This window comes from Ruegeria sp. D3, from assembly GCF_056534465.1.
Genome location: NZ_JBQFPK010000009.1, coordinates 135,025 through 151,905 on the forward strand (window position 1 = coordinate 135,025; position 16,881 = coordinate 151,905).

Genomic DNA, 16,881 nt, shown 5'->3' on the forward strand with positions numbered 1-16,881 from the left:
GTGACCCTCCTTTTACCGCTTATGCAGCGGCTTTTTTGTTTTTATGAATGACTTCCCGTGCCAAATGACGGTATGCCATCGCCCCTAAAGAGCCGGAGTCATATTGCAATACAGGCAACGCATAAGACGGAGCCTCACTCACCCGAACATTTCTAGGTATCTTGGTTTTAAATACCATCTCACCCAGATTGTCACGCGCGTCCTTTTCGACCTGCCGGGACAAGTTGTTGCGGTTGTCATACATGGTCAACACAACACCTTCGATTCTGAGGTCCGGATTCGCCGTTTGTCGTACCTCTCGGATCGTCAACATCAGTTGTGATAAACCTTCCAAGGCGAAGAACTCGCTTTGCAAAGGAACAAGGACAGAATGCGAGGCCACCATAGCATTCACAGTCAGCAAGTTCAGTGACGGTGGACAGTCGATCAGCACAAAATCAAATTCAAACTTGTCGATCGCCGTTTGTCGCAACGCGTCGTGCAACAGATAGCTGCGCTTCTCATTTGAAATAAGCTCAATATCCGCCGAACTCAGATCCACTGTGGCCGGAATGACGTAGAGTCCGCCAATTTCTGTCTCTTGGATAACTGCCTCTAGCGGAGCGTCGTCCAGAATAAGGTCGTAAGTTGTCCAATCCCGGTCTTCAACACCAAGCCCGGTTGAGGCGTTGCCTTGGGGATCCAGATCGACAACCAGGACATTACACCCAGCTTCGGCTAGTCCCGCTGCGAGGTTGATCGCAGTTGTTGTCTTCCCTACCCCACCTTTTTGATTGGCAACCGCAATAATTCTGGGGCCGGTGGGGCGAGACAGGTCAACCACGTGAAACTCCTTTGATCTTAAGGATAACGGCTTGGGGTTCTGTTAAACTTGTAATCGGGTCGGCTTGGAAATTCCATTCTTCCCGAGCGTCGTCCAATTCTTTTTTCCAGTTTGCGCCTTTCGGCAACAACGCCACACCGGACTCGCTTAAATGCCTGTCACAATAGGATAAAAGCGTCTTCAGATCCGCTAGTGCACGGGCTGACAAGACTTGCGCATTCAATGGGCCAACTGTTTCAATTCGCTTAGATATGATCTTACAATTGGCACCACATTCGCGCGCAACATTCCTTAGAAACGCCGATTTCCTTTGATCGCTTTCGACAAAAGTAAACTCTGCATTTGGGTTCTCTTCTACCGCCATCAAAGCGCAGACCATACCTGGAAAACCTCCTCCGCTACCCAAGTCAGCCCAGTTGTCGAATGTATCTGCACACCGATAAACCTGAACCGAGTCCTTGATGTGCCGAACCCAAATTTCATTAAGACTGTTGCGAGAGACAAGATTTATTTTGGGATTCCAGCGATTTACCAAGTCAACGTATGTCGTCAGCCGTTCCAATGTTTCACGTGAAACATCCAGACCTTCGAAAATCGCCCCGATCATGCTTTTCGCACCTTTTGGTCCCGCCGAAGTTTCGCTAAGACCAAAGTCAAAGCTGCGGGTGTTACGCCTTCTACGCGTCCGGCCTGAGCGATATTTTCAGGTCTGGCAATGGACAGTTTCTGCTTCATCTCAGAAGACAGCCCTTCCAAAGCAAAAAAGTCAAAATCCTGCGGAATTTCGTAAGACTCATCCCGCTTCATCGCCTCAACATCTTTTTTCTGACGTTCGATATAATTCGCATACAAGGCGTCGCGCTCTACCTGAAGGCGTATGTCTTGGTCGACGGCCTCCAATGCAGGAATTAAGGGAAGTAAATCTTCGAACGAAACATCTGGGAATGCTAGAACGGCCATACCATCCCTGCGGTTACCGTCTTGGTTTACATTGATACCAGCAGATCGGATTTCCTTTGGCGTAAAACTGCGTTCAATCAACTTAGCCTTTGCAGAGCTAAGCTTCTCCATCTTTTCATTAAATGAGGTTCTGCGAACAGATTTCACACAGCCTAAGTCCAAACCAATCGGCGTTAAACGTTGATCGGCATTGTCAGCACGCAAAGACAAGCGGAATTCGGCCCGAGAAGTAAACATTCGATACGGTTCAGCAACGCCACGAGTTGTCAGGTCATCTATCATAACGCCGATATAACTGTCTGAACGTGTGAAATGGACGGGTCCTTTATCAAATGCCGACAAAGCAGCATTTAAACCTGCAACCAATCCTTGGGCCGCGGCTTCCTCGTAACCTGTTGTTCCATTGATTTGCCCGGCAAGGAAAAGTCCAGGCACCTCTGGAAGTGCCAATGATGACGTCAGTACACGCGGATCGACGTAGTCATATTCAATTGCGTACCCAGGTTGAAGAATCTCAGCGTTTTCCAGGCCCTTAATCGACTGAACGTATTCCAATTGAACATCTTCGGGCAAAGAGGTGGAGATTCCGTTGGGATAGATTGTGTGGTCATTCACACCTTCGGGCTCAAGGAAAATTTGATGAGAGTCCTTGTCTGCAAACCTAACAATCTTGTCTTCTATAGATGGACAATACCGAGGACCAATCCCATCAATGTGGCCACCATACATCGCTGATCGCGACAGGTTTTGCTCGATAATCTCATGCGTTCGTGAGTTGGTATGTGTTATACCGCAGGAAATCTGAGGCGCTTGGACGGTCTTGGATAAAAATGAGAATAACGTCGGAACGTCATCACCGTCCTGACGCTCCAGATCAGACCAATCAATGGTGCGGCCATCAAGCCGCGGTGGAGTTCCAGTCTTAAGCCGACCTAATGGAAGTTCGAAGCTATCCAGTCTCTCAGCCAGTTTAACCGATGGTCTGTCACCCATTCGACCACCGGGTCTGGAAACATCACCTATGTGAATGATTCCCCGAAGGAACGTACCTGAGGTCAAGATCACTGCAGCCGCGCGTACTTCAGACTCATCCGAGAGCTTTATGCCGACAACCTTGTTGCCAGACATCAGAAAGTCCACGACCTCACCAATAACTACGGTAAGGTTTGGTTGTGCTTGTGTTTCTTTCTGCATTGCAGATCGGTACAGAGCTCGGTCTGCTTGTGTTCTGGGCCCTTGCACCGCTGGACCTTTTCGGCGATTCAGTAAACGAAACTGAATTCCTGCCGCATCGGCGACCCGGCCCATGACGCCATCCAACGCGTCAATTTCTCGAACAAGATGCCCTTTGCCCAGTCCTCCAATAGCTGGGTTGCAGGACATGACGCCAATATCTGACGCAGAAAGTGTCACCAGTGCAGTATTGGCACCCATCCGTGCCGCAGCATGACCAGCCTCGGTTCCAGCATGGCCTGCACCAATAACTACAACATCGAAATCTGAATGTTTCACGTGAAACACTCCTTACTTACCCAGGCAAAAACTAGAAAAGATCTCGTCCAACAAATCTTCCACGCCTATTCTGCCAACCAACGCCTCGAGCGCCCGAATTGAACTGCGCAACTCCTCAGCCACGATATCATACATGTCGGGGCCTGATTCAAGAAACGACATCGCAGCGATCAAGGAGGTCTGAGCATTCACCAGCGCAGCACGATGCCGTTCCCGTGTTGCAATACCAGAACTAGTGGTTCGTTGACCAAGGACCCCCGATATATCGGATACTAGTCTATCCACGCCCTGACCTGTTATCCCCGATACTCCACCATCTGATACACTGCGAAGATCAGATTTCGGCAACACATGGATATCCCCCTTTTGCATAGAGATACCCAATGATTCAGGATCTTCGGCAAGGAAAACTCTAAGATCAGCCGTTTCCGCCCGTTTCCTGGCAAGCTCGATTCCCAGATTTTCAACGTGATCCTCAGTCTCGCGAAGGCCCGCTGTATCCAGCAAGGTAACCGGAAGCCCATCCAAGTCCATCCTTACTTCAATGACGTCTCGGGTAGTTCCGGCGTATTCGGAAGTGATTGCCGCTTCACGCCCTGCCAATGCGTTAAGCAAAGTCGACTTACCTGCGTTAGGAAGACCTACTATAGCCACTTCAAAACCAGATCTGATGCGTTCCGCAATCCGGACACCTTCGGCTTGATGCTGCAGGTCCGTTACAACACCCGAGATCAAAGAGCGGACCTCAGGAGTTACGTCTGTTGGAACCTCTTCGTCGGCAAAATCGATCACGGCCTCCAACAATGAGGCCGCTCTGATCAAATCGCGACGCCATCTTTCCGCAAGCGTTCCTAGTCCACCTGCAAGTATTACCTGCGCCTGCTTACGCTGCGCTTCTGTTTCCGCATCTATGAGATCGGCCAACCCCTCGACCTGGGTCAGATCCATCTTACCATTTTCAAGCGCGCGGCGGGTGAATTCTCCGGGTTCTGCCAGACGCAGACCGTTCGTATCCGACAGGCAACGCATAACGGCATTCACCGCGGCTGTACTGCCATGTATTTGTAGCTCTGCCACGTCCTCGCCGGTGAAACTGGCTGGTGCCTGAAATGTCAAAACCAGCCCATCATCCAGACGTGACCCATCTGGTGCCCGCAAGGTCCGCAACTTCATCCCGCGCGGCTGTAAATCCCCACCCGTCAAATCTGCCGCTGCAGAATGCGCCATGGGCCCCGAGAGGCGGATCACCGCCACCCCGGCTTTGCCTTGCGCGCTGGCCAAGGCGAATATCGTATCCATTCGAAGGCCTCGCGTTGGTTAAGACCTGTGTCAGGTATTCATTGAATCGAAGAATTCGCCATTTGTCTTCGTCTGTTTCAACTTGGATAGCAGGAATTCGATCGCGTCGGTCGTGCCCATCGGGTTGAGGATACGGCGTAGAACAAATGTCTTGGCCAGATCGCCCTTGTCGACCAGCAGGTCCTCTTTCCGGGTGCCGGATTTGAGGATGTCGATGGCTGGGAACACGCGCTTGTCGGCGATCTTGCGATCCAGCACGATTTCCGAGTTACCGGTGCCTTTGAATTCTTCAAAGATCACCTCGTCCATCCGGCTACCGGTGTCGATCAGCGCTGTGGCGATGATGGTCAGCGAACCGCCCTCTTCGATGTTCCGGGCCGCACCAAAGAACCGCTTGGGTCGTTGCAGAGCATTCGCATCCACACCACCGGTCAGAACCTTACCCGAAGATGGGACCACAGTGTTAAACGCCCTACCAAGTCTTGTGATCGAGTCCAAAAGAATCACAACATCTCGTTTATGCTCAACCAGACGCTTAGCCTTTTCGATCACCATTTCCGAAACGGCCACGTGGCGCGTTGCAGGTTCATCAAAGGTCGAGGATACAACCTCCCCCTTCACCGAACGCTGCATGTCCGTCACCTCTTCGGGGCGTTCGTCGATCAGCAGGACGATCAGATAGCACTCGGGGTGGTTCTGTTCGATCGAGTGCGCGATGTTCTGCAGGATCACTGTCTTACCCGTCCGCGGAGGCGCCACGATCAGCGACCGCTGGCCTTTCCCAATGGGCGACACGAGGTCGATCACACGGGCCGATTTGTCCTTGATGGTGGGGTCCTCGATCTCCATCTTCAGGCGCTCATCTGGGTACAGAGGCGTCAGGTTGTCGAACAGGATTTTGTGCTTGGCCTTTTCGGGCTCTTCAAAGTTGATCTTGGTCACTTTGATCAGCGCGAAATAGCGTTCATTGTCGTCAGGCGCTTTGATTTCACCTTCGACGGTATCACCGGTACGCAGCGAGTGCTGACGGATCATGTCAGGCGACACATAGATGTCATCCGGACCCGGCAGATAGTTTGCCTCGGGCGAGCGCAGGAAACCGAACCCGTCTTGCAGCACTTCCAGAACGCCGTCGCCACCCACGGTCCAGCCCTCGTCCGCGCGTTCGCGCAGGATCTGGAACATCATCTCGCCCTTACGCATAGTCGAGGCGTTTTCGATCTCCAACTCTTCGGCCATAGCCAGGAGGTCTTTGGGGCTTTTGGCTTTCAGATCGGCCAGATTCAGGGATTCATTGGGCATGATGCAAACCTTCACCGCTGACTGTGCGGCACGAAGTGGAATTTCAGTACGGAAGATACGCCGCCCGGACGGGCGTGTTGTGCGTTACATACGCATCCCGGTGGTCCGAGTCAAATGCTCGCTCAGAACTTCAGAACGACCGCCAGAACGATGATCACCATCAAAACGGTCGGAACCTCGTTCATCATGCGGTACTGCCGCCCAGTGAGCTTATTTCGCCCCTCTATGAAGTCCTTGCGTCGCGCCATCAGCCAATGATGGAACCAGGTCATCCCGATCACCGCAGCCCCCTTGGCCCAGGGCCAGGCCCAGTCCCAGCCAACAATGCCGGGTGTGAGGACCATGATCAGCCCGCAGACCCACGCCACGATCATCGCCGGACGCATGATCACGCGCAGCAGCTTCTCTTCCATTTCAAAGAAGATCTCCTGCGCTCCGTCTACTGCTTGCGCCTTTTCTACGTGATAGACGAACAAACGGGGCAGATAGAACAAGCCTGCCATCCAAGAGATCACAGCCATTATATGGACAGACTTCACCCACGGGTAGATTGCGAAAAGGAGGTCGGTCATGCTGGCTCCGAGGGTTGCTCAAAACCCTCCCTAATAAAAAAATAAGAAAAGAAAAAGGAAGATGGTTTTGTAGGGTGAACAATTTCCGTGGATTACTTTTTTACACAAGTGTTTTCCCCAGGTGGATAGAATCCAGCTTGAACACAACGATTCTGTTGAAGAAAAAAAATTATTTATAAAAAACAGTGTTTTAAATAATAGTTGAATGTGTACTTCTGGGGATAACTCTTTGGGTAATTAAGGAAATTCTGGTTATACCATTCGACAGACTTATCCTTGTCCCGGATGAACAGGATTTGGGCGACTCGGGGAAGTTTCAGTCGAAAACACCGGGCTTGCGTGTCAACCTGAAAACCATACAAACCATCCTAGAACGCTCAACGATTTGTACACGGGGTTTTCCACATGTCTGTCCCCATCATTCTGGCCTCGGGGTCATCCATTCGCGCGCAGCTTTTGCAGAACGCAGGCGTGCCATTCACCGTCCAAGTCGCACGCGTAGACGAAGAGACGATGAAACGCGCCTTGCTGGCCGAGGGTGCCAGCCCGCGCGACATTGCCGATGCGCTGGCCGAGATGAAGGCCCGCAAGGTCAGTGACAAGAGCCCCGGCGCGATGGTGCTGGGCTGTGATCAGGTGTTGGATTTCGACGGTCAGCTGTTGTCCAAACCCAAAACGGCCGAGGATGCTTTTGCGCAGCTTAAGGCGATGCGGGGCAAGCGGCACATGTTGTTATCTGCTGCCGTGATCTATCAAGACGGCGAGCCGATCTGGCGGCATGTGGGTCAGGTTCGCCTGCGGATGCGGATGAGCTCGGATGCGTATCTGCGCGACTATATCGACCGCAACTGGGAGAGTATCCGCCATGCGGTCGGGGCCTATAAGCTTGAAGAAGAGGGCGCGCGCTTGTTCGCCACCATTGACGGAGATTATTTTAACGTTTTGGGTATGCCTCTATTAGAGCTGCTGAACTACCTGGCTGTCAAAGGGGTGATTGATCAATGAGCAAGACAAAAATTCCTTTGGCTGGGGTGATTGGTCATCCGGTCGCGCATTCGAAGTCGCCTCAGTTGCATGGACATTGGCTAAAGACATATGGGCTGCCGGGTCACTACGTGCCGATGGATGTGGCCCCGGAAGATTTGCAGGATGTTTTGCGCGCATTGCCCAAGGCTGGGTTCGTGGGGACAAATGTCACTGTTCCACATAAAGAGGCTGCGCTGCGACTGGCCGACGAGGTTTCGGACCGGGCACGCAAGATTGGCGCGGCAAATACGCTGGTGTTCAAGAAAGATGGCCGAATTCACGCAGACAATACCGATGGCTACGGGTTTCTTGAGAACCTGCGCAGCGGTGCGCCGGATTGGTCCCCGTCGGGCGGACCTGCGGTTGTGTTCGGGGCTGGCGGTGCCGCGCGGGCGGTGCTTCAGGCTTTGGTTGACGCACAGGTGCCCGAGATTTTGCTGACCAACCGTACCCGTGAACGGGCCGAGATATTGCGCGATGAATTTGGACCCAGCATCAAGGTTGTCGATTGGGTTCAGGCTGGAAATGTGATCGAGGATGCGGAATTGGTGGTCAACACCAGTTCTTTGGGGATGCAAGGGCAGCCCGAACTGCGTGTGCCGCTGGACGGGTTGCAGCCCGGTGCGGTTGTGACGGATCTGGTCTACGCACCGCTGAAAACGCATTTATTAAAAACCGCCGAAGAGGTCGGCTGTACCACTGTCGATGGCCTAGGTATGTTGCTGCATCAGGCGGTTCCGGGTTTCGAAAGTTGGTTCGGCGTCCGCCCCGAGGTCAATTTGGACCTGCGCGCGGCTGTTTTGTCATGAGTTTCGCGCTGGGCCTGACGGGCTCGATCGGAATGGGCAAAAGCACGACGGCGCAGATGTTTGTCGATGAAGGCTGCGCGCTGTGGGATGCGGATGCGGCCGTACATAGACTCTATTCAAGGGGTGGAGCTGCCGTTGACCCAATGCAGGCAGCTTTCCCAGCCGCAATCGTTGACGGCGCCGTCAGCCGGGAGGCGTTGAAACAAATCATCGGAAATGACCCGGCTGCGCTGAAACAGATCGAAGGCATCGTGCACCCTCTGGTCGCCGCAGACCGTGCGTCGTTTCCGGCGAACGCCAAGGCGGATATTCTGGTTTTCGACATTCCCTTGTTGTTTGAAACCGGTGGAGACGCTGCGATGGATGCCGTCGCCTGTGTGTCGATCCCAGCCGATGAACAAAAGCGTCGCGTGATGGCGCGCGGTACGATGACCGAGGCGCAGTTCGAACAGATTCGAGCCAAACAGATGCCCAATGACGAAAAATGCGCTCGGTCGGACTATGTGATCGAGACGGACAGTCTGGACCACGCCCGTGCGCAGGTGCAGGATGTGGTCAGGCAGATACGGGCGGGGCTGGAAGATGCGTGAAATTGTACTGGATACCGAAACCACGGGCTTTGACCCCGAAAGTGGCGATCGAATCGTCGAGATCGGCGCGGTTGAGCTTTGGAACCACATGGCCACGGGCGAGACCTATCATGTCTATATCAACCCCGAGCGCGGGATGCCCGAAGAGGCCTTTGGCGTGCATGGTATCGGCCCCGACCTGCTGGATAACCCACGCCCGCCGGAAAAGGGCGAGGTCACGCTGAAAGATAAGCCGGTTTTCGCAAAGGTCGGTCAGGGGTTTCTGGATTTCGTGCAGGATTCGCGGTTGGTGATCCACAACGCCTCGTTCGACATGAAGTTCCTGAATGCCGAACTCAAATGGATGGGTTTGCCGACCCTGCCTATGGCACAGGCACTGGATACGCTGGCCATAGCGCGCAAGAAATTCCCCGGCTCGCCTGCGACTTTGGACGCGCTGTGCCGGCGGTTCAATATCGACAATTCGAACCGAACGCTGCACGGCGCGCTTTTGGATTCAGAGATCCTGGCCGAGGTGTATCTTGAACTGATCGGCGGACGACAGCCGGATTTTGGTCTGTCGACTTCGGCGGCGGCAACAGCAGCCGGGGGTGAGGAATGGCGGCCCACAGCCCGTCCGACGCCGTTGGCTTCAAGGATCACGGAAGAAGAGCGCGCGGCGCATGAAGGTTTTGTTGAAAAACTGGGCGAAAACGCCCTGTGGACCCGCGCCTGAAGGTGTCCCCGGCGCGGGTCAGATCGTTTAGGCTTCTGCTTTCTGCGCCTCGGCCTGACGGCGCATCAGCTCATTCCGGTACAAAGCTACAAAGTCGATATTGTCCAGATTGACCGGCGGATATCCACCGTCGCGTGTTACGTCGCTGACAATACGGCGCAGGAACGGGAACAGCATCCGGGGACATTCGATCATCAGGAAGGGGTGCAGCTGATCCTCGGCCACGCCTTCCACATGGAACAGACCACAATAGTCGATCTCGCACAGGAACAGGACGTCTTCCATCCCCTTGGCTTTGGACTTGAGGTTCAGCTTGACCGAGACCTCATACTGATGCTCGACCTGACGCTTTTTAGCGTCAAGATTGACCTGAACAGAAATCTCGGGCTGCACGTCGCCCGACACACCCTTTTGGGCCATCACGTTTTCAAAAGACAGATCACGAATGAATTGTCCCAGAACGCGCATTTGAATCTGAGGTGCAGCCGGTGCGGCTGCGGTGTTTTCTTTGGCGTCTTCTTCGGCCATGGGTCTACTCCGAAACTAAAATCCGCCATTGCTTAGCAAGTTGGGCGCGGCACCTCAATGCAGGTCACGGGCCATCCACCCATTTCGATGGTTTTGATGGGTCACGACGGGGTTGAACTTCGGTGTATTCCCCATCAATCACGTCATCACCCGATGGGTTGGGGCCACCGCGAAACTGCGTGCTCGTACCCATCTGGAATTGAGTTATCTGCACTTTTGATTTCAGATATCGAAATACAGCGACGCGAACCCCCGGAATAAGAAGGGCAAATCCGACCGCGTCGGTGAAAAAGCCTGGCGTCAGCAACAACACACCGGACAGCAGGATCATCGCTCCGTGGGCTAATGGCTCGGTCGGATCGTCAAGGTCAGCAAAGGAACGCTGCAGATTTGCCAGCGCCATGCGACCTTGTGTCCTGACCAAAGCAGTACCCATAACAGCGGTCACAACGACAATTGCAAGCGTGGGCCACAGGCCGATCAGACCTCCGACCTGAATGAACAGGGCGATTTCGATGATCGGAACCAGCAAAAATGCCAGAAACAGATACATAAGCGTTATCCTTTACTACAGGTCGGGCAGTAGACTTGTCCCGAACTGTCACCTACATAGTGGCATGAGGCCGCGTATACAAAGCTGCGGTCTGATAAAGAGGATGAAATGAACGAACCGATGATCCAGTTGCTGGTCCTGGCCGGAATTGCCGTTTTCCTGATCCTACGCCTCAAAAGCGTGCTGGGGACGCGTGAGGGTTTTGAGAAGCCCCCCGTTCAACAGCAGCCAGAAGCGCATAAATCGCGCCGAGACTTCGAGGTGATCGAAGGTGGCCCGGATCACGACATTACCGACCACGTCGCCGAAGACAGCGAGCAGGCCCAATCCCTGGCCGCGATGAAACGGATTGAGCCCGGCTTTTCTGTCAGCGAATTCGTCCAAGGCGCCCGCGGTGCTTATGAGATGATCGTCATGGGGTTCGAAAAGGGCAATCTGGATGAAATCCAGCCCTTCTTGTCCGAAGAAGTGTTTGACACATTTGTTTCGGTGGTCGCCTCTCGCGAAGATCAGGGTCTGACCATCGAGGCCGAGTTTATCGGTGTGCGGGAAACCGCCCTAGCTGATGTGAAGTTCGACAAGGACACCAACGAAGCCGAAATCACCATGCGCTTTGTGGGTGAATTGACCTCGGTCGTGCGGGATCGCGGTGGGGATATCATCGAAGGCAACCCCAACACCGTCAAACGCCAAAAGGACAGCTGGACCTTTGCCCGCGTGATGGGCTCGGACGATCCTAACTGGCTGCTTGTTGCCACGGACGCATGATTGCTGCGCTTCGGTCGCTTTTGCTGGGGGCTGTGATGGCAACCTCTGCCAGCGCCGAGGCGACGCGTTCCATTCTGTCATTTGACGATCTTGATGGCTGGACCGCCGATGACCACGGTGCGGCCCTTTCAGTTTTCTTGAACACCTGTGGTGATCTGGAAGATCCGGACTGGCGCGCCCTGTGTGCTGTCGCCCGCACCTACCAGGCGGATGCTGCACGTTCCTTTTTTGAACTGTTCTTTCGCCCTGTTCTGGTCGAGGACGGCGATGATGCCCTGTTCACGGGGTATTTTGAACCCGAGCTGGATGGCTCTCGCACGCGGACCGAACGGTACAAATACCCGATCTACAAAATGCCCCCCGAGGCACGGGCCGACGGACCTTGGTTGAGCCGCCGCGATATTCTGACAGGCGAGGCTATGAACGGCCGCGGGCTTGAGATCGCGTGGGTCGACGACCCGGTCGAGCTGTTTTTTTTACAGATTCAAGGCTCGGGCCGTATTCGCCTGCCCGATGGTGGTGGATTGCGCGTGGGTTATGGCGGGGCGAACGGCCATCCGTATCGGTCGATCGGGAAAGAGCTGATCCGACAAGGTGCATTGGCTGCACATCAGGTCAGTGCGCAGATGATAAAATCCTGGGTCCGCAAAAACCCCGAGGCCGGTGCTGAACTGCTGTTTCACAACCCCTCTTACGTGTTTTTCCGAGAGGTTACGCGCGTTGCACCCGAGTTTGGGCCATTGGGCGCAATGAACCGGTCTGTCACAACCATGCGCAGTATTGCCGCTGATCCCGCCTATACGCCGCTGGGCGCGCCGGTCTGGGTTGAAAAGGACGGCAAAGATCCTTTGCGCCGCTTGATGATTGCACAGGATACCGGGGCTGCGATCAAAGGCGCGCAACGGGCAGATATCTTCTTTGGAACCGGGGACGAGGCCGGCCGCGCTGCTGGTCGTCTTAAGGATTCGGGGCGCATGGTCGTTCTGCTGCCAATCCAGCGCGCCTATGCGCTGTTGCCGGATGCGTTCTGATGACCCGGCGCAAACTGACCGAGGACGAGATTGAGCTATGGCGCAAAGTTGCCAAACAGGCTGAACGGATGCATCCCGAACTGCCACAATCCGTGCATCCGACCCAACTGCCCAAGCCCAAACCGACCAAAAAGCCCAAAGCGCGGGTCGACCCGTTCGAGCTTGGCCAAACAGCGCCAGCCAAGCCATCGCGAAATTCGCTGCAGCCCTCTGTCACGGATCGGCTGCGGGCTAGCCCGGTGCAGATGGACGCCAAGGCATTTGGTCGCATGAAGCGGGGCAAGATCAAGCCAGAGGGCAAGCTGGACCTTCATGGAATGCGCATGGACACGGCCCATCCTGCCCTTGTCCGATTTGTGCTGACCGCGCAGGCACAGGGCAAACGGCTGGTTCTGGTGGTGACCGGTAAAGGCAAGGATCGGGATGAACCCGGTCCCATTCCCACCCGGCGCGGCGTTCTACGCAATCAAGTGCCGCATTGGCTGTCGATCCCGCCGCTGGCGCAGGCAGTTTTGCAGGTTACTCCTGCGCATATCAGTCATGGCGGTGATGGCGCGTATTACGTCTATCTGCGACGCACGCGCTAAAACTAGCGAACAGCGCGTGTAATTCCGATCCAGACCAACGCGCTAACGGCAATAAAGAAAACACCGATCCATAAGAACTGATTGTCCAGTGCCATACCTTGGTCAATCAGAACTCCTGTCAAACCGGGACCGATTGCTGAACCCAATACCATGACCGCCGTGGCCATCGCCTTGATCGCACCAATATGGCGGGTTCCATAAAACTCGGCCCAAAAAGCGCTTGGCAGGGTACTGTTTGCCCCGACGGTCAGGGCCAGAAAGATCAATGCCAGTGCCGCTCCTCCCAGTGTATCTGTGGCCGAGACGATCATGAAACCAATTGCCATAGGTAATTGGTAAAACGGCATAATCCGCGCAGTGCCCCATTTGTCCAAAGCCCAACCCGCTGCAAACATCGAAAGCAGCGAAACCCCGGTATAGACCGGAAACAGGGCCACCAGTTCAATATGTTGCCAGTCTTTGATTTCAGCCAGGTGCACTTGATGAAAGAAGAACGCAGTGATGAAGGCGGATGGTCCCAGTATTGCAGGGGTCATGAACCAGAAAAGCGGGTTCAGGAGTGCTTGCCTCCGGGTCCAGTGGCGCCCTTGCATACCGACAGAGGAATATGCGGTGGCAAGGCTTTGCGGGGTTCGTTCTTTCCGCAGCAGAAACAGTAGGACCGGGATTCCCAAAACCACTACTCCGGCGGACATCAACCAAAGCAATCGCCAGTCTAAAAACACCATCGCGGCCACAAAGATCACTGGCAGCAATGCTTCGCCCACTGCGAACCCGACGGAAGCGATTGACAGCGCCTTGCCCCGCGTCGCGGTGAACCAGCGCGCCATTGCGACCATGGCCAGATGGACGCTCATGCCTTGACCAAACAAGCGCAGAAAAAAAATTATGACCGGCAACAGGAACAACAGGCTATTGAGTGCCATGGCCAACGCCGCCAGCGCCAAACCGGCCAGAACTGCAGGCCCCAGCACACGCACACGGAAGATATCCGTCAAACCTCCGGCCCAGATCATGACGACAGCGGAAACTGTGGTGCCCAGCGAATACAACCCACCCCACGCCCCATGGCTCAGCCCATAGGCGTTACGAATCTCGCCCGAAAAAACCGAAATGAAAAAGGTCTGACCGAAACTGGACAGGAATGTCAGCACCACTCCCGCACCCAACCACGCCCCGTTGTCACGTAGAAACCGGGCAGCCTGAAACTGCGTCACGGAGAGCTGACCTGCGCTTGTCCTGTTTCGGTCAGAACGATCTCGGTCGCGCCGGTCGGGTTGCGGACGCTTGCTGGGGCAATCACGTCGATGCCCCGCTGTTCGGTGCCAAATGTATTGCTGACCCGGCGGGCCGACCCGATGATCGCAAGCAATGCAGGCGAGGTTGCAGCCACGAAATGCGAGGATTCTGCGTCATCATTAAAGGCCGTCGTGTCCAAAATGCTGATCTTGTACTCGGCCAGCGCGTCGGTCGAGCTGATATTGCCCAGCCGTTCGCCCTTGGTGGTGCCGCGCAGCCGCGCCGAGACGCTCAGCAGCTTGTCCTTTTGTGAAACGATGACGATGAAGGGGTCAGGCGGGGTCTTGATGACGTCCATCTGGGACCGGAACAGATCCACATCCAGATCAGGCGCGATCAGAACAACCCCCTCGATGTTGCGCTTGGACCATCCGGGTTCGCGCAGCTCGGCCTGTCGCATCATCTCCATCGTCAGGGCGGTGCCCATGGAATGCGCCACCAGAACCACGCGTTTGACACCCATGGATTTCAGGTGGCGGACGGTTTTTTCCAGCCCGTCGCGGGCAAACAGCATACTGTCCAGATCATAGGCATAGCCATATCCCGTGGCCTGACTGGGCCAGGAATAGACCATTGTCGCGCCGGGGATGTTCAGATCGTGACTAAGCTGAGCGGCACGAAAGGCGGTTTCTGCCTGAGTGGTGTTGTACCCATGAATAAATATCGACACCTCATCTGCGCCTTTGAGGCGTGATTTCATGTCTTTGGGCCCCTGCAATTCCTCGACCCCGGCCATGACAAACTGTTTTTCAGGGTTTGGATTGGCGTAAGAAAAATCCAGCGTTCCCGGCGTGTGGTTGGGCGGGATAGAGACCGTCATTTCCAGAAATTGCAGTGTCTCACCGCGTTTGAACCCATATGATCCATCCACTTCACGCGCGCGGGTGGTGGTGGCAAAAATGGTCTCGGCCGTGCCGACGCTCAGCGCAGATGGCACAGTTTTGGACACGGTGCGATCAACGCAGGCGGTCAGAGACGTCGCGGTCAGAATAATCAGAAGGTAACGCAGCACGGGGAACGGCCCTTTAGAGGTTTGGCCCTAGGCTAACGCATTCCCGCCCCACGTCCAGCGAGGCAGGTTGGCACAGGCGGCAAAAATCAGCCGGGTGCGTTACAGAACGTAACGGCTGAGATCGGTGGATTTGGTCAATTCGCCCAGATTGTCGTCGACAAATTGCGCATTCACGGTGATTTCCACTCCGGCCTGATCGGGTGCTGTGAACGAGAGTTCCTCGAACACGCGCTCCATCACCGTATAAAGCCGTCGCGCGCCGATGTTTTCGATGCTTTGGTTCACATCCGCCGCGATCTTGGCGAGCGCCGCGATGCCGTCATCGGTGAAACTGACAGTCACCTCTTCGGTGCCCATCAGCGCGGTGTACTGGCGGGTCAGGGCATTGTCGGTCTCGGTCAGGATGCGGACAAAATCCTCTTCGGTCAGGGCGCGCAGTTCTACGCGGATCGGCAGACGCCCCTGCAGTTCCGGCAACAGATCCGAAGGTTTGGCGATATGGAACGCGCCAGACGCAATGAACAGGATGTGGTCGGTTTTCACCGGACCATGTTTGGTGGACACGGTGGTGCCTTCGATCAGCGGCAGCAGGTCGCGCTGCACCCCCTCGCGGCTGACATCGCCACCGCGCGCATCCGAGCGGGCGCAAACCTTATCGATCTCATCCAGAAAGACGATGCCGTTCTGTTCGACTGACTCCAAGGCCACACGGTTGACGGTTTCGTCATCCAGCAGCTTGTCGGCCTCTTCCCCGATCAGCGCGTCATAGCTTTCGGCCACGGTCATGCGTTTTTTGACGGTGCGCCCGCCGAACGCCTTGCCGAATATATCGCCCAGATTCATCATCCCCATCTGGCTGCCGGGCTGACCGGGCAGGTCAAACATCGGCATCGGGTTTGAACTGTCGGCCAGCTCCAGCTCGATCACCGTGTCATCCAGCTCTCCGGCCTTTAGTTTTTTGCGGAACATCTCGCGCGTACCTTCGCGGGCGTCTTCCCCAGCGATGGCTTCGATCACCCGGTCTTCGGCGGCTTGATAGGCGCGCGCTTTCACATCCTCGCGCATATACTCGCGGGTCTGGATGATCGCTGCATCGGCCAGATCGCGGATGATCTGTTCGACGTCGCGGCCGACGTAACCCACTTCGGTGAACTTTGTGGCCTCAACCTTGATAAAGGGGGCGCGAGCCAGCTTCGCCAGACGGCGGCTGATCTCGGTCTTGCCGACGCCGGTGGGTCCGATCATCAGGATGTTCTTGGGATAAACCTCGTCCCGGATGTCATCGGCCAGTTGTTTGCGCCGCCAGCGGTTGCGCAGCGCCACAGCGACCGCGCGTTTGGCATCCTTCTGACCGATAATGAAACGGTCCAGTTCCGAGACAATCTCGCGCGGGGTCAGGTCGGTCACGGGTGCAGTCCTTTCGATCAGCGGTTTGGCTTACGTAGTCACCGCACAGGTGAAAACAACAGCGGCAGCGTTGGTTAGCAACGCCCTA

The 16,881-nt window shown here is 55.3% G+C and carries 18 protein-coding genes; 7 read left to right on the forward strand and 11 right to left on the reverse strand.

The window, feature by feature from the left end:
* Positions 1-19 precede the first annotated feature (19 nt).
* From ACR0DX_RS14505 to ACR0DX_RS14530, 6 genes are all read right to left on the reverse strand, one after another.
* Positions 20-823 carry a ParA family protein gene (locus ACR0DX_RS14505; RefSeq protein WP_170355617.1) on the reverse strand — a complete coding sequence of 268 codons (804 nt, stop codon included), beginning with the start codon at positions 821-823 and terminating at the stop codon, positions 20-22.
* The gene (gene rsmG, locus ACR0DX_RS14510) at positions 816-1,430 is read right to left on the reverse strand and encodes a 16S rRNA (guanine(527)-N(7))-methyltransferase RsmG (protein WP_170355616.1); all 615 of its coding nucleotides are present in this window, start codon (positions 1,428-1,430) and stop codon (positions 816-818) included. The genes ACR0DX_RS14505 and rsmG overlap by 8 nt, the downstream gene beginning before the upstream one ends.
* Positions 1,427-3,295, reverse strand: coding sequence for a tRNA uridine-5-carboxymethylaminomethyl(34) synthesis enzyme MnmG (gene mnmG / locus ACR0DX_RS14515; protein ID WP_170355615.1), 1,869 nt, complete (start codon positions 3,293-3,295; stop codon positions 1,427-1,429). The genes rsmG and mnmG overlap by 4 nt, the downstream gene beginning before the upstream one ends.
* Positions 3,296-3,307: 12 nt before the next feature.
* Positions 3,308-4,594 (reverse strand): tRNA uridine-5-carboxymethylaminomethyl(34) synthesis GTPase MnmE, encoded by a 1,287-nt coding sequence (gene mnmE, locus ACR0DX_RS14520; RefSeq protein ID WP_170355614.1) that lies wholly within the window; start codon positions 4,592-4,594, stop codon positions 3,308-3,310.
* Positions 4,595-4,624: 30 nt separating this feature from the next.
* The gene (gene rho / locus ACR0DX_RS14525; RefSeq protein WP_170355613.1) at positions 4,625-5,896 is read right to left on the reverse strand and encodes a transcription termination factor Rho; all 1,272 of its coding nucleotides are present in this window, start codon (positions 5,894-5,896) and stop codon (positions 4,625-4,627) included.
* Positions 5,897-6,018: 122 nt separating this feature from the next.
* Positions 6,019-6,468: a CopD family protein gene (locus ACR0DX_RS14530; protein ID WP_170355612.1), complete on the reverse strand. Its 450-nt coding sequence runs from the start codon at positions 6,466-6,468 to the stop codon at positions 6,019-6,021.
* A gap of 405 nt (positions 6,469-6,873) precedes the next feature.
* Between ACR0DX_RS14530 and ACR0DX_RS14535 the strand changes: the two genes are divergently transcribed.
* The 4 genes from ACR0DX_RS14535 to dnaQ are packed head-to-tail and all read left to right on the forward strand — an operon-like array spanning position 6,874 to position 9,608.
* Complete coding sequence (locus ACR0DX_RS14535) at positions 6,874-7,473, forward strand: Maf family protein (RefSeq protein ID WP_170355611.1); 600 nt, start codon at positions 6,874-6,876, stop codon at positions 7,471-7,473.
* A complete protein-coding gene (locus ACR0DX_RS14540) occupies positions 7,470-8,303 on the forward strand; it encodes a shikimate dehydrogenase (protein WP_170355610.1) in 834 nt (277 codons plus the stop codon). Before ACR0DX_RS14535 ends, ACR0DX_RS14540 begins: the two co-directional genes overlap by 4 nt.
* Positions 8,300-8,893: a dephospho-CoA kinase gene (gene coaE, locus ACR0DX_RS14545; protein WP_170355609.1), complete on the forward strand. Its 594-nt coding sequence runs from the start codon at positions 8,300-8,302 to the stop codon at positions 8,891-8,893. Before ACR0DX_RS14540 ends, coaE begins: the two co-directional genes overlap by 4 nt.
* Positions 8,886-9,608, forward strand: coding sequence for a DNA polymerase III subunit epsilon (gene dnaQ, locus ACR0DX_RS14550; RefSeq protein ID WP_170355608.1), 723 nt, complete (start codon positions 8,886-8,888; stop codon positions 9,606-9,608). The genes coaE and dnaQ overlap by 8 nt, the downstream gene beginning before the upstream one ends.
* Positions 9,609-9,635: 27 nt before the next feature.
* Here the strand turns inward: dnaQ and secB are convergent, their stop codons facing one another.
* Positions 9,636-10,136 (reverse strand): protein-export chaperone SecB, encoded by a 501-nt coding sequence (secB, locus tag ACR0DX_RS14555; RefSeq protein ID WP_170355607.1) that lies wholly within the window; start codon positions 10,134-10,136, stop codon positions 9,636-9,638.
* 64 nt (positions 10,137-10,200) lie between these two features.
* The gene (locus tag ACR0DX_RS14560) at positions 10,201-10,689 is read right to left on the reverse strand and encodes an FxsA family protein (protein ID WP_170355606.1); all 489 of its coding nucleotides are present in this window, start codon (positions 10,687-10,689) and stop codon (positions 10,201-10,203) included.
* A 108-nt stretch (positions 10,690-10,797) separates the two neighbouring features.
* Between ACR0DX_RS14560 and ACR0DX_RS14565 the strand changes: the two genes are divergently transcribed.
* Genes ACR0DX_RS14565 through ACR0DX_RS14575 form a run of 3 tightly spaced genes read left to right on the forward strand, consistent with a single transcriptional unit; the run spans position 10,798 to position 13,075 of the window.
* Positions 10,798-11,457, forward strand: a complete 660-nt coding sequence (locus ACR0DX_RS14565) for a Tim44/TimA family putative adaptor protein (RefSeq protein WP_170355605.1) — start codon at positions 10,798-10,800, stop codon at positions 11,455-11,457.
* On the forward strand, positions 11,454-12,488 hold the full coding sequence (mltA, locus tag ACR0DX_RS14570; RefSeq protein WP_170355604.1) for a murein transglycosylase A: 1,035 nt from the start codon (positions 11,454-11,456) through the stop codon (positions 12,486-12,488). The genes ACR0DX_RS14565 and mltA overlap by 4 nt, the downstream gene beginning before the upstream one ends.
* A complete protein-coding gene (locus tag ACR0DX_RS14575; RefSeq protein ID WP_170355603.1) occupies positions 12,488-13,075 on the forward strand; it encodes a Smr/MutS family protein in 588 nt (195 codons plus the stop codon). Before mltA ends, ACR0DX_RS14575 begins: the two co-directional genes overlap by 1 nt.
* Positions 13,076-13,077: 2 nt before the next feature.
* Here ACR0DX_RS14575 and ACR0DX_RS14580 read toward each other — a convergent pair whose 3' ends face one another.
* The 3 genes from ACR0DX_RS14580 to hslU form a co-directional block, all read right to left on the reverse strand.
* A complete protein-coding gene (locus ACR0DX_RS14580; RefSeq protein ID WP_170355602.1) occupies positions 13,078-14,292 on the reverse strand; it encodes an MFS transporter in 1,215 nt (404 codons plus the stop codon).
* Positions 14,289-15,386 (reverse strand): alpha/beta hydrolase, encoded by a 1,098-nt coding sequence (locus ACR0DX_RS14585; RefSeq protein ID WP_170355601.1) that lies wholly within the window; start codon positions 15,384-15,386, stop codon positions 14,289-14,291. Before ACR0DX_RS14585 ends, ACR0DX_RS14580 begins: the two co-directional genes overlap by 4 nt.
* A gap of 99 nt (positions 15,387-15,485) precedes the next feature.
* On the reverse strand, positions 15,486-16,793 hold the full coding sequence (gene hslU, locus ACR0DX_RS14590; RefSeq protein ID WP_170355600.1) for an ATP-dependent protease ATPase subunit HslU: 1,308 nt from the start codon (positions 16,791-16,793) through the stop codon (positions 15,486-15,488).
* Between the last annotated feature and the right edge of the window lie 88 nt (positions 16,794-16,881).